The 12,598-nt window shown below is 66.7% G+C and carries 10 protein-coding genes and 1 pseudogene; 3 read left to right on the plus strand and 8 right to left on the minus strand.

Translation table 11 applies throughout. From position 1 onward, the window contains the following. The 5 genes and pseudogenes from ispH to murJ all read right to left on the minus strand — a co-directional run. Positions 1 to 378, minus strand: a pseudogene (gene ispH, locus ACO6VK_RS09410) (4-hydroxy-3-methylbut-2-enyl diphosphate reductase); the annotation flags it as partial. Between the two features lie 53 nt (positions 379 to 431). Then, positions 432 to 938: a signal peptidase II gene (lspA, locus tag ACO6VK_RS09415; protein ID WP_422506613.1), complete on the minus strand. Its 507-nt coding sequence runs from the start codon at positions 936 to 938 to the stop codon at positions 432 to 434. Next, complete coding sequence (gene ileS / locus ACO6VK_RS09420) at positions 938 to 3,769, minus strand: isoleucine--tRNA ligase (protein ID WP_422506614.1); 2,832 nt, start codon at positions 3,767 to 3,769, stop codon at positions 938 to 940. The genes lspA and ileS overlap by 1 nt, the downstream gene beginning before the upstream one ends. Beyond that, positions 3,766 to 4,713, minus strand: coding sequence for a bifunctional riboflavin kinase/FAD synthetase (locus ACO6VK_RS09425; RefSeq protein WP_422506615.1), 948 nt, complete (start codon positions 4,711 to 4,713; stop codon positions 3,766 to 3,768). Before ACO6VK_RS09425 ends, ileS begins: the two co-directional genes overlap by 4 nt. A gap of 75 nt (positions 4,714 to 4,788) precedes the next feature. After that, complete coding sequence (gene murJ, locus ACO6VK_RS09430) at positions 4,789 to 6,393, minus strand: murein biosynthesis integral membrane protein MurJ (protein WP_422506618.1); 1,605 nt, start codon at positions 6,391 to 6,393, stop codon at positions 4,789 to 4,791. Positions 6,394 to 6,509: 116 nt separating this feature from the next. On the opposite strand from murJ, the gene rpsT reads away from it, so the two are divergent. Continuing rightward, a complete protein-coding gene (rpsT, locus tag ACO6VK_RS09435; RefSeq protein ID WP_017354922.1) occupies positions 6,510 to 6,779 on the plus strand; it encodes a 30S ribosomal protein S20 in 270 nt (89 codons plus the stop codon). A 207-nt stretch (positions 6,780 to 6,986) separates the two neighbouring features. On the opposite strand, the gene obgE is transcribed toward rpsT, so the two are convergent. The 3 genes from obgE to rplU all read right to left on the minus strand — a co-directional run bounded on the left by obgE (position 6,987) and on the right by rplU (position 8,828). Then, positions 6,987 to 8,039 carry a GTPase ObgE gene (gene obgE / locus ACO6VK_RS09440; RefSeq protein ID WP_411850286.1) on the minus strand — a complete coding sequence of 351 codons (1,053 nt, stop codon included), beginning with the start codon at positions 8,037 to 8,039 and terminating at the stop codon, positions 6,987 to 6,989. Between the two features lie 195 nt (positions 8,040 to 8,234). Next, positions 8,235 to 8,495 carry a 50S ribosomal protein L27 gene (gene rpmA / locus ACO6VK_RS09445; protein WP_017354924.1) on the minus strand — a complete coding sequence of 87 codons (261 nt, stop codon included), beginning with the start codon at positions 8,493 to 8,495 and terminating at the stop codon, positions 8,235 to 8,237. Positions 8,496 to 8,510: 15 nt separating this feature from the next. Next, a complete protein-coding gene (rplU, locus tag ACO6VK_RS09450) occupies positions 8,511 to 8,828 on the minus strand; it encodes a 50S ribosomal protein L21 (protein ID WP_019184518.1) in 318 nt (105 codons plus the stop codon). Between the two features lie 294 nt (positions 8,829 to 9,122). On the opposite strand from rplU, the gene uvrA reads away from it, so the two are divergent. Both uvrA and ACO6VK_RS09460 read left to right on the plus strand, forming a co-directional pair. Continuing rightward, entirely contained in the window at positions 9,123 to 12,113 is a 2,991-nt protein-coding gene (gene uvrA, locus ACO6VK_RS09455) for an excinuclease ABC subunit UvrA (protein WP_422506616.1), read from the plus strand. Next, entirely contained in the window at positions 12,113 to 12,520 is a 408-nt protein-coding gene (locus tag ACO6VK_RS09460; protein WP_422506617.1) for an acyl-CoA thioesterase, read from the plus strand. Before uvrA ends, ACO6VK_RS09460 begins: the two co-directional genes overlap by 1 nt. Positions 12,521 to 12,598 lie beyond the last annotated feature (78 nt).

Below are 12,598 nucleotides of genomic sequence, written 5' to 3' on the forward strand. Positions count from 1 at the left end.
GAGGTGGAATGTGATGCGGAGAACCAAAAGCATACGTGATCGCGCGCAATAGCCCCCCCCCACTTCCAGGTGCACCTTGGTGACCAGCGGGCAGGTTGCGTCGAACACCTTCAGGCCGCGACGGTCCGCTTCCAGGCGCACGGCCTGGGAGACACCGTGGGCGCTGAAGATGACCGTGTTGTTGTCCGGCACTTCGTCGAGTTCCTCGACGAAGATCGCCCCGCGGCTCTTGAGGTCATCGACCACGAAACGGTTGTGCACGACCTCATGGCGCACGTAGATCGGCGCCCCCAGGGTCTCGATCGCGCGCTTGACGATCTCGATCGCACGATCGACACCGGCACAGAACCCACGCGGATTGGCGAGCAACACATCCATCGGTCAGATACTCCGGCCGGCGCGAGCCGGTTATTGCTGAATACAGGGAGGGATTATCCCGCTTTTTTGGCGGCCTTGCCTTCGAACAGCCCGAACACGGCAATGCCCACCGCGCCGACCACGATCGCCGCATCGGCGATGTTGAACGACGGCCAGGCATAGCTGCCGATGTACCACTGGATGAAGTCCACCACGTGCCCATGCACCTGGCGGTCAATGACATTGCCGATGGCACCGCCGATGACCAGGGCGAAGGGCAACGCCCGGCGCCAGTTGGCGCGCGGGGTTTCCCACAGCCACTTGGCCATCAGGGCGCTGATGGCCACGGCCAGGGCGGTGAAGAACCACAGCTGCCAGCCACCTGCATCGCTCAGGAAACTGAACGCCGCACCGGTGTTGTAGGTGCGGTACCAGTTCCAGAAGCCGTCGATGACGGGCACCGGCTGGAACTCGGGCAGGCTGGACAGCACCCAGGCCTTGCTCCACTGGTCCAGGCCGATGACCACAACCGACAGCAGCAGCCACACCAAGGCGTTGGGACGCGGACGGACGGCGCTCATCAGAACCACCGCCGATCTTCGCCGGCACCGTCGATGTTGGTCGCGCAGCGACCGCACAGCTCGGGATGGGCGGCCACGCTGCCGACATCGGCGCGGTAGTGCCAGCAGCGCACGCACTTCTGCTTGGTGGTCGGCTGGGCGCTGACGAACACCTCGTCGGTGGTCGCCGGACGCACCTGCACATCACCACTGATCAGCAGGAAGCGCAGTTCCTCGGCCAGCGGCTGCCAGCGTGCGGCGGTTTCCGCATCGGCGGCCACGGTGATCTCAGCTTCCAGCGCGGCACCGATCGCGCCATTGGCACGCATCGGCTCCAGCACCTTGGCGACCTGCTCGCGCAGGGCCAGCAGCTGATCGAAATCGGCGGCGCCCAGTGCGGCATCGGCCGGCAGCGGGGCCAGGCCTTCGTACCAGGTGGCGAACAGCACGTTGTCCTTGCGCTCGCCCGGCAGGTAGCCCCACAGCTCGTCGGCGGTGAAGCTCAGGATCGGCGCGATCCAGCGCGTGAACGCTTCGGCGATGTGGTACATCGCGCTCTGCGCCGAGCGGCGGCCGCGCGAGTCGGTCGGCATCGTGTACAGGCGATCCTTGGTCACGTCCAGGTACAACGAGCCCAGGTCGACGCTGCAGAAGTTCAACAGCAGCTGCACGATCTCGGCCATGTTGTAGCCGGTGTAGGCCGCCTTGATCTTCTCCTGCACTTCCCAGGCGCGATGCACGATCCAACGGTCCAGCGCGACCATGTCGGCCGGCGCCACCAGGTGCTGCGCCGGGTCGAAGCCATCCAGGTTGCCGAGCAGGAAGCGCGCGGTGTTGCGCAGGCGCCGGTAGGCATCCGCGTTGCGCTTGAGGATCTCCTGCGACAGCGACATTTCATTGCTGTAGTCGGCCGAGGCGATCCACAGGCGCAGGATGTCCGCGCCCAGGGTCTTCATGATGTCCTGCGGCTCGATGCCGTTGCCGAGCGACTTGGACATCTTGCGGCCCTTCTCGTCCACGGTGAACCCGTGGGTGAGGCACTGCTTGTACGGGGCCTGCGTGTCGATTGCCACGCCGGTGAGCAGCGAGGACTGGAACCAGCCGCGATGCTGGTCCGACCCTTCCAGGTACAGGTCGGCCGGCTTGCCGAAGCCGCGTGCCAGCAGCACACCTTCATGGGTGACGCCGGAGTCGAACCACACATCCAGGATGTCGGTGACCTTCTCGTAGTGCGGCGCGTCCTCGCCAAGCAGCTCGGCGCTATCCAGCGAGTACCACACGTCGATGCCCTCGACCTGCACGCGATCGGCAACCTGCTGCATCAGTTCGACGGTGCGCGGATGCGGCTCGCCGGTTTCGCGGTGGGTGAACAGCGCGATCGGCACGCCCCAGGTGCGCTGGCGGCTGATGCACCAGTCCGGACGGCCATCGACCATGCTGCCGATGCGCGCCTTGCCCCAGCTCGGGAACCAGCCCACGTTGTCGATGGCGGCCATCGCGTCGCGGCGCAGGTTCGCCTTGTCCATCGAGATGAACCACTGCGGGGTGGCGCGGAACACCACCGGCGTCTTGTGGCGCCAGCAGTGCGGGTAGCTGTGCTGGATCTCGACGAACGCCAGCAGCGCGCCGCTGTCGCGCAGCACGTCCACGATCAGCGGCTGCGCCTTCCACAGGTGCACACCGGCCAGCACCACATCGCCGGCCGGCGGCGTCGAGGGCAGGTACACGCCGCGACCGTCGACCGGATTGATCTGGCCGGCGTTGTAGGCGTCCATCAGCCCGTACTGCTGGCTGACCACGAAGTCTTCCTGGCCGTGGCCCGGAGCGGTATGCACCGCACCGGTACCGTCTTCGTCGGAGACGTGCGCGCCGTTGAGCAGCGGGATGTCGCGCTGCGGGTAGAACGGATGGGCCAGCAACAGGTTTTCCAGCGCGGCACCGTCGGCATGGCCATGCGCCACCACCTCCTGCACGCCGTAGCGGCGCAGCGCGCGCTCGGCGAGGGCGGCGGCGATCACCAGCCAGCGGCGCTTGCCGGCATGGGCGGGGCCTTCGACCAGTGCGTACTGGATCTCCGCCCCCAGCGACACCGCCAGCGAGGCCGGCAGCGTCCACGGGGTGGTGGTCCAGATCGGCACGGCGACCTCGACATCGGCCGGCAGGCTGACGCCGAAGCGTGCGGCCAGCTGCGCCGAATCGCGCGCCGCGTAGGCGACGTCGATCGCCGGCGAGGTCTTGTCCTGGTACTCGATCTCGGCCTCGGCCAATGCCGAGCCGCAGTCGAAGCACCAGTGCACCGGCTTGGCGCCACGCACGATGTGGCCGTTGGCGAACACCTTGGACAGCGCGCGGATCTCGTTGGCTTCGAAGTCGAAGCTCAGCGTCTTGTACGGGTTGTCCCAGTCGCCGATCACGCCGAGGCGCTTGAAGTCGCGGCGCTGCAGTTCGATCTGCTCTTCAGCGAACTCGCGGCACTTCTGGCGGAACTGGACGGCGTCGAGCTTGGTGCCGACCTTGCCCCACTTCTTCTCGACCGCGATCTCGATCGGCAGGCCGTGGCAGTCCCAGCCCGGCACGTAGGGCGCATCGAAGCCGGCCAGGTAGCGCGACTTGACGATGATGTCCTTGAGGATCTTGTTGACCGCATGGCCCAGGTGGATCTGGCCATTGGCATAGGGCGGGCCGTCGTGCAGCACGAACAGCGGGCGACCCTGCGCGTTTTCGCGCAGGCGGGCGTACAGGCCCTCGTCTTCCCAGCGCGACAGAATGCCCGGCTCGCGCTTGGGCAGGTCGCCGCGCATCGGGAATTCGGTTGCCGGCAGATGAAGGGTGGCTTTGTAGTCCTGGCTCACGCAGTGGCTCGCAATCTGTGTTCGGAAAGGATGTGGCGCGCCTGTTCGGCGTCACGGTGCATCTGGTCGGTCAGCGCCGCCAGGTCATGGAACTTTTCTTCATCGCGCAGCTTGGCCACGAACTCCACTTCGATGTGGCGCCCGTAGAGGTCACCCTGGAAGTCGAACAGGTGCGCTTCCAGCAGCGGCTCCACCCCGTCCACCGTGGGCCGGGTGCCGAAGCTGGACACCGAGGGCCACGGCTGGTCGAACACGCCGTGCACCCAGGTGGCGTAGATGCCCGACAGCGCCGGCGTCTTCGGGAAGCGCAGGTTGGCGGTCGGGAAACCCAGGGTACGGCCCAGCTGGCGGCCGCGCACCACCCGGCCACCGATCGCATAGGGGCGGCCCAGCAGGTCGGCGGCGTGGCTGAAATCGCCGGTACGCAGCAGCTGGCGGATACGGGTGCTGGAGATGCGCTCGCCGCGCAGGTCCACCGGCTCGATCTCGCCGGCGCTGAAGCCACGGTCCGCGCCCATCGCCTGCAGCAGCGCCAGGTCGCCCTTGCGGCGGTTGCCGAAGCAGAACTCCGGCCCGATCCAGACCTCGCGCGCGCTCAGCCGCTGCACCAGCAGCTGCTCCACGAACGCCTCGGCCTGCATCGCGGCCATGCGCGCATCGAAGCGCAGCAGGCCGATGCCGTCCACGCCCAGCTCGCGCAGCATGGCTACCTTGTCGCGGGCCAGGGTCAGCCGCGGCGGCGGCTCGCCCTGCGCGAAGTACTCGCGCGGCAACGGCTCGAACGCAACCGCCACGGCGGCCACGCCCAGCGCGCGCGCACGCGCTACGGCGTGGCGCACCAGCGCACGATGGCCCAGGTGCAGGCCGTCGAATGCACCGATGCAGACCACGCTTCCGTGCGGGAACAACGGCCCGCCTTCAACGCTTCTAAACAGCCTGCTCATCAACTTGGAATGCGGCCCACCGGGGCCGATGCTTTGCAAGGGATAGCCATGAAGTATAGCCGGGTGCCCGCCGGATCAATGCTCGCGCAGGTGACGCGGGCGGAAGCCCATCGCCACCAGGGCCAGCAGATAGGTCAAACCGCCGCCGCCAACCAGCACGGCCAGGTTGCCGATCCGGTGCCATTTGTCCATGCCGGTGAAGTCGGACATCAGCTGCAGCAGCCCCAGCAGCACCGCCACCATCGCCGCGCAGGCCAGTCCGAGCTTCGTCACATAGCCCGCCCAGCCCGGCCTGGGCTGGTACACCCGGGTCTTGCCCAGCCAGTACCAGAGCAGGCCCAGGTTCAGGTAACTGGACAGTGCGCTGGCGATGCCCAGGGCCAGGTGCAGGCCGGGCTGCTTGCCCAGCGCCACCCAGACCCCCTGTGCCTTCAGCGCCTCGGGCACCATCACGTGGTACAGCACCGCCAGCAGCGCGAAATTGAAGACCATGTTGGCCACCAGGGCGACCAGGCCGGCGCGCACCGGGGTACTGGTGTCCTGCCGGGCGTAGAACGCCGGCAGCACCACTTTGAGCAGGGCGAACGCCGGCAGGGCCAGGCTCAGCCCGTACACCGACAACGCGGTCATGCGGGTATCGAACGGGGTGAACTGGCCGTGCTGGAACAGCGTGGCGATCAGCGGTTCGGCCAGCAGCAGCAGGCCGAGCATGGCCGGCACCGCGATCAGCAGCGTGGTGCGCAGGCCCCAGTCCAGGGCATTGGAGAAGCCCACCTTGTCGGTACTGACGTGATGGCGGGCCAGCGCGGGCAGGATCACCGTGCCCAGCGCCACCCCGAACACGCCCAGCGGCAGCTCCAGGAAGCGGTCGGCCAGCGACAGCCAGGACTGCGAGCCATCGGTGAGCTTGGCCGCGATCACGGTGTCCAGCAGCAGGTTGATCTGGGCCACCGAGGAGCCGAACAGGGTCGGCACCATCAGGGTCAGCACCTTGCGCACGCCGGGATGGGTCCAGCCCCAGCGCGGCAGCGTGAGCAGGTTGATGCCCTTCAGCGAGGGCAACTGGAACAGCAGCTGCAGCAGGCCCGCCGCCAGCACCGCCCAGCCCAGCGCCAGGATCTGCTTCTCGGGGGTGCCGCCCAGCCGCGGCGCCAGCCACAGCGCGCCGGCGATCATGCACAGGTTGAGGATCACCGGGGTCAGCGCCGGCATGGCGAAGCGCTGGAAGCTGTTCAGCGCCCCGCCCGCCAGGGCGGTCAGCGAGACGAACAGCAGGAACGGGAAGGTCAGCCGGAACAGATCCACCAGCAGGCCGTGCTTGGCCGGATCGGTGTCGACGCCGCTGGAGAACAGCGTGGCCAGCTGCGGGGCGAAGATCAGCGCCAGCGCGGTCACCAGCAGCAGCACCCCGCCCAGCGTACCGGCCACCCGCGACATCAGCTCGCGCAGCTCGGCATGCGAGCGGGTCTCCTTCACCTCCGTGAACACCGGTACGAAGGCGGTGGCGAACGAGCCTTCCGCGAACAGACGGCGCAGGAAATTGGGCACCCGGAAGGCAACCCAGAAGGCGTCGGTCACCGCATTGGTGCCGAACGTGGTGGTCACGGCGAGGTCGCGTACCAACCCCAGTACCCGCGAAATCATGGTCATGCTGCTGAACGACAGCAGGCCCCGCAGCATCTTCGGTGAACTCACCCGTGTTCCCTCTTGACAATTGACTTGACGTACATTTTTCGAGCCATCATACTTTCCAGCTTGCTGTTCCCATTACACCGATTTTTCAGGAAACCACCACTGTGGCCAATATCAAGTCCGCCAAGAAGCGCGCCAAGCAGACCGTCGTGCGCAACGCGCGCAATACGGCTCAGCGTTCGATGCTGCGCACCGCTGTCAAGAAGGTGATCAAGGCTCTGGATGCCAATGACGCCGCCGGCGCCGAGGCAGCCTTTGCCGTCGCCCAGCCGATCCTCGACCGTTTCAGCTCGCGTGGTCTGATCCACAAGAACAAGGCCGCTCGCCACAAGAGCCGCCTGACCGCGCGCATCAAGGCCCTCAAGGCCGCCTGATACGGCGAAGTGACTGCCGGAAGCCCTGCTTTCGGCGGTACAGAAAAGCCCGGCCTTGGCCGGGTTTTTTGTTGGGCGACATCCAGAAAACGCGGTGCTACGGGCGCGCGGCAACATCCGGGCGCATGGCGATGCGCGCATCCCGACGGCGCCCCATTTCACCGGGGCGCGGCCGCAGCCGGGTTTTTCAGGGGCGCGTGACGGCGCTCAGTACGCATCGCGCGCTTGCGCCTCGTCTTCCTTCTGGCGGTCGAAGAAGGCCATGATGTTGGTCATGATCGGCCAGGTGCCTTCACGGCCCAGCGCCGAGACCAGGTACCACGGCTGGGTCCAGCCCAGCTCGGCGATGATCTTCTCGGCGGCGGCCTTGGCCTCGTCCTCGAACATCAGGTCGGCCTTGTTGAGCACCAGCCAGCGCGGCTTCTGCAGCAGCTCCGGATCGTGCTTCTCCAGCTCGCGCTCGATCGCGCGCACCTGCTCGATCGGCGACACGCCTTCCACACCGCCTTCCATCGGGGAAATGTCCACGAGGTGCAGCAGCAGGCGGGTGCGCTGCAGGTGGCGCAGGAACTGCGCGCCCAGGCCGGCGCCATCGGCAGCCCCTTCGATCAGGCCGGGAATGTCGGCGATCACGAAGCTGCGGTAATTCTCGACCCGGACCACGCCCAGGTTCGGATACAGGGTGGTGAACGGGTAGTCCGCCACCTTCGGCGTCGCCGCGGACACGGCACGGATCAGGGTGCTCTTGCCGGCGTTCGGGAAGCCGAGCAGGCCGACGTCGGCCAGCAGCTTCAGTTCCAGCTTGAGCAGACGCTCCTCGCCCTCCTCACCCGGCAGCGCCTGGCGCGGCGAGCGGTTGGTGGAGCTCTTGAAGTGCATGTTGCCCAGGCCGCCCTTGCCGCCCTTGGCCACCAGCAGGCGATCACCATGCCCGGTCAGGTCGCCGATCACTTCGTCGGTGCTGACGTTCATGACCACGGTGCCGACCGGCACGGTGATGACCAGGTCTTCGCCGCCCTTGCCGTAGGCCTGGCGGCCCATGCCGTTCTCGCCGCGCTGCGCCTTGAAGATGCGCTCGTGGCGGAAGTCGACCAGGGTGTTCAGGTTTTCGTCGGCGCGGATCCACACGCTGCCGCCGTTGCCGCCATCGCCACCGTCCGGGCCGCCCAGCGGAATGAACTTCTCGCGACGGAAACCGACGCAGCCGTTGCCGCCATTGCCGGCGGTGACCTGGATTTCTGCTTCGTCTACAAGTTTCATGATTCTGGATGCCAACTGGAGGCGGCGGGCAGCGGATGCGCCCGACCGCAGAGTCTAACGTCCCCGGTACGATCCAGGGACGGCGGCGGGAAGGATCCCGCCCGGTATGCGTTCAACAAAAACAAAAACCCCGCCGAAGCGGGGCTTTCGTCAGCGGCCCCACGCCGAGGCGTGGGCGCCTGCGTGTCGCGAAGATCAGGCTTCGGCGACGACGCTGACGGTACGACGCTTCTTCGGGCCCTTCACCGAGAACTCCACCTTGCCGTCGATCAGCGCGAACAGGGTGTGGTCACGGCCGAGGCCAACGCCGGAACCCGGGTGGAACTGGGTGCCGCGCTGACGCACGATGATGTTGCCGGCATCGATGGCCTGGCCACCGAAGATCTTGACGCCGAGGTACTTCGGGTTGGAGTCGCGACCGTTGCGCGAAGAGCCTACGCCCTTTTTATGTGCCATGACTGCTTCTCCTTATTACTTGCTGCCACCGGCGATGCCGGTGATCTCGATTTCGGTGTAGTACTGACGGTGACCCTGGCGCTTCATGTGGTGCTTACGGCGACGGAACTTGATGATCCGGACCTTGTCGGCACGACCCTGGGACACGACCTTGGCGGTGACCGAAGCGCCGCTCAGCGCGTCGCCCAGCTTGATGCCATCGCTGTCACCCAGCATCAGGATGTTGTCGAACTTGATCTCGTTGCCGACTTCGACTTCGAGCTTTTCAACGCGGAGCGTTTCGCCCTGCGCCACGCGGTATTGCTTACCGCCGGTTACCAGTACTGCGTACATGACCAGACTTCCTCTGTAGTTATTGTGGTCTATGGACTGTCGCCATCGAGGGCGGACAGAAGCGGAATTTTAATGACTCACCCCGGTCCGGGTCAACCCACCCCCTGGACGGGCGCCCAATCGCCTGAACCCCGTTCAGGTTGAGGCCCCGCCGGTCTCAGGGAATGAGACACGGGGCTGGCAATGTCGCCGATTGCCCCCAAATCCCAAGCTCGGTAGGCTGACCGATTGCCGTCTCCGCTTGCCCCACCCGCTTGCCGACCCCTTGGGTCGAAGCCCCACAACGGATCCCCCATGGCGATGGATTTCATCCGCATCCGCGGCGCGCGGACGCACAATCTCAAGAACATCGATCTCGACCTGCCCCGCGACAAGCTCATCGTCATCACCGGCCTGTCCGGCTCGGGCAAGTCCTCGCTGGCCTTCGACACGATCTACGCCGAAGGCCAGCGCCGCTACGTGGAGTCGCTGTCGGCCTATGCCCGGCAGTTCCTGAGCGTGATGGAAAAGCCGGACCTGGACCACATCGAAGGTCTGTCCCCGGCGATCTCGATCGAGCAGAAGTCGACCTCGCACAACCCGCGCTCGACCGTCGGCACGATCACTGAAATCTACGACTACCTGCGCCTGCTGTACGCCCGTGTCGGCAGCCCGCGCTGCCCGGACCACGGCTACCCGCTGGAAGCGCAGACGGTCAGCCAGATGGTCGATCACGTCCTGTCGCTGGACCCGGAACAGCGCTACATGCTGCTGGCCCCGGTGATCCGCGAGCGCAAGGGCGAGCATGCCCAGGTGTTCGACCAGCTGCGCGCGCAGGGCTTCGTGCGCGTGCGCGTGGACGGCGTGCTGCATGAAATCGATGCGGTGCCGCCGCTGGCGCTGCGCCAGAAGCACACCATCGAGGCGGTGATCGACCGCTTCCGCCCGCGCGAGGACATCAAACAGCGCCTGGCCGAGAGCTTTGAAACCGCGCTGAAACTGGGCGACGGCATGGTCTCGGTGCAGTCGCTGGATGTCGAAGACGCGCCGGCCCACCTGTTCTCGTCCAAGTACAGCTGCCCGGTGTGCGACTACTCGCTGCCGGAGCTGGAGCCGCGCCTGTTCTCGTTCAACTCGCCGGTGGGCGCCTGCCCCGGCTGCGACGGCCTGGGCATGGCCGAGTTCTTCGATCCCTCGCGTGTGGTGGTGCATCCGGAGCTGTCGCTGTCGGCCGGCGCCGTGCGCGGCTGGGACCGCCGCAACGCGTACTACTTCCAGCTGATCGCCTCGCTGGCCAAGCACTACAAGTTCGACGTGGACGCGCCGTGGCAGAGCCTGCCCGAGGATGTGCGCCAGGCCGTGCTGTACGGCAGCGGCGAGGAAACCATCACCTTCACCTACTTCACCGAGGCCGGTGGCCGCACCCAGCGCAAGCACCGCTTCGAAGGCATCATTCCCAACCTCGAGCGCCGCTACAAGGAAACCGAATCCTCCGCCGTGCGTGAGGAGCTGGCCAAGTACATCAGCGAACGCGACTGCCCCGAGTGCCACGGCGCGCGCCTGAACAAGGCCGCCCGCAACGTGTTCGTGGCCGACCGCGCCCTGCCGGAACTGGTGGTGCTGCCGATCGACGAGGCACTGACGTTCTTCAGCGGCATGAGTCTGCCCGGCTGGCGCGGCGAGATCGCCGGCAAGATCGTCAAGGAAATCGGCGAGCGGCTGGGCTTCCTGGTCGATGTGGGCCTGGATTACCTCACCCTGGAGCGCAAGGCCGACACCCTGTCCGGTGGCGAGGCCCAGCGCATCCGCCTGGCCAGCCAGATCGGCGCCGGTCTGGTCGGCGTGATGTACGTGCTCGACGAGCCGTCCATCGGCCTGCACCAGCGCGACAACGAGCGCCTGCTCGGCACCCTCACCCGCCTGCGCGACCTTGGCAATACGGTGATCGTGGTGGAGCATGACGAAGACGCGATCCGCCTGGCCGACTACGTGCTGGACATCGGCCCGGGCGCGGGCGTGCATGGCGGCGAGATCGTCGGCCAGGGCACGCTGCAGGACATCCTGGATGCGCCGCGCTCGCTGACCGGCCAGTACCTGTCGGGCAAGCGCGCCATCGAGATTCCGGCGCGCCGGCACAAGCCCAACCCGAAAATGACGCTGCACCTGCGCGGTGCCAGCGGCAACAACCTCAAGGGCGTGGACCTGGACATTCCGTCGGGCCTGCTGACCTGCATCACCGGCGTGTCCGGTTCGGGCAAGTCGACGCTGATCAACGACACCCTGTTCTCGCTGGCCGCCAACGAGATCAACGGCGCGTCGCACCCGATCGCACCGTACAAGGAGGTCGACGGCCTGGACCTGTTCGACAAGGTGGTGGACATCGACCAGTCGCCGATCGGCCGCACGCCGCGCTCGAATCCGGCCACCTATACCGGCCTGTTCACCCCGCTGCGCGAGCTGTATGCGCAGGTGCCCGAAGCGCGTGCGCGCGGCTATTCGCCGGGCCGCTTCAGCTTCAACGTGCGCGGCGGCCGCTGCGAAGCCTGCCAGGGCGACGGCCTGATCAAGGTGGAGATGCACTTCCTGCCGGACGTGTACGTGCCCTGCGATGTCTGCCACGGCAAGCGCTACAACCGCGAAACGCTGGAGATCCTGTACAAGGGCTACAACATCAACGACGTGCTGCAGATGACCGTCGAAGATGCGCTGAAGCTCTTCGAGCCGGTGCCGTCCATCGCACGCAAGCTGGAAACGCTGGTCGATGTGGGACTGAGCTACATCAAGCTGGGCCAGAGCGCGACCACGCTGTCCGGCGGTGAAGCGCAGCGCGTGAAGCTGTCCAAGGAACTGTCGCGGCGCGACACCGGCCGCACCCTGTACATCCTCGACGAGCCGACCACCGGCCTGCACTTCCACGACATCGAAGCGCTGCTCGGCGTGCTGCACAAGCTGCGCGACGAGGGCAACACGGTGGTGGTGATCGAGCACAACCTGGATGTGATCAAGACCGCCGACTGGATCGTCGATCTGGGTCCGGAGGGCGGCCACCGCGGTGGCACCATCCTGGTCACCGGCACGCCGGAAGACGTGGCCGCACACCCGGCGTCGTACACCGGCCAGTTCCTGGCCAAGATGCTGCCCTCGATCAGTGCGCGCCCGGAGCGCCCGGCCGCCGTGGCCAACAAGCCCGACGCCCGCCCACCCCGCAAGGTCAAGCCGGAGAAGCCGGCCAAGAAGGCGGCCGCTGCCAAGAGCACCGGCAAGGCCAGCAAGACCAGCACCACCCGCAAGAAGAAGGACGCCTGATGAGCACCGACCACAAGATCCTTGCCCGCGTACCGATCAGCGTGCGCTGGCGCGACATGGACAGCATGGGCCACGTCAACAACGCCAAGTACATCTCCTACCTGGAAGAGGCGCGCGTGCGCTGGATGCTGGGCGTGGAGGGCGTATCGATGACCGACCGCATCGCCCCCGTGGTGGCGGCCACCAACGTCAATTACCGCCTGCCGATCGTGTGGCCCAACGACATCGTGGTGGAGCTGTTCGTCGAACGGCTGGGCAACAGCAGCGTAACCATCGGCCACCGCATCGTGGACGAGAAGAACGACAGCACGCTGTATTCGGACGGCAACGTGGTGGTGGTGTGGATGGATACCCAGACTGGCAAGAGCGCGCCGTTGCCCGAGGCGATCCGCAGCGCGTCGAGCTGAGGGTAGTGGGGGGGGGGGGGGGGGGGGGGGGGGGGGGGGGGGGGAGGGGGGTGGGGGGGGGGGGGATGGGGGTGGAGC

It is taken from the genome of Stenotrophomonas sp. GZD-301, assembly GCF_049310345.1.
Lineage (GTDB): Bacteria > Pseudomonadota > Gammaproteobacteria > Xanthomonadales > Xanthomonadaceae > Stenotrophomonas.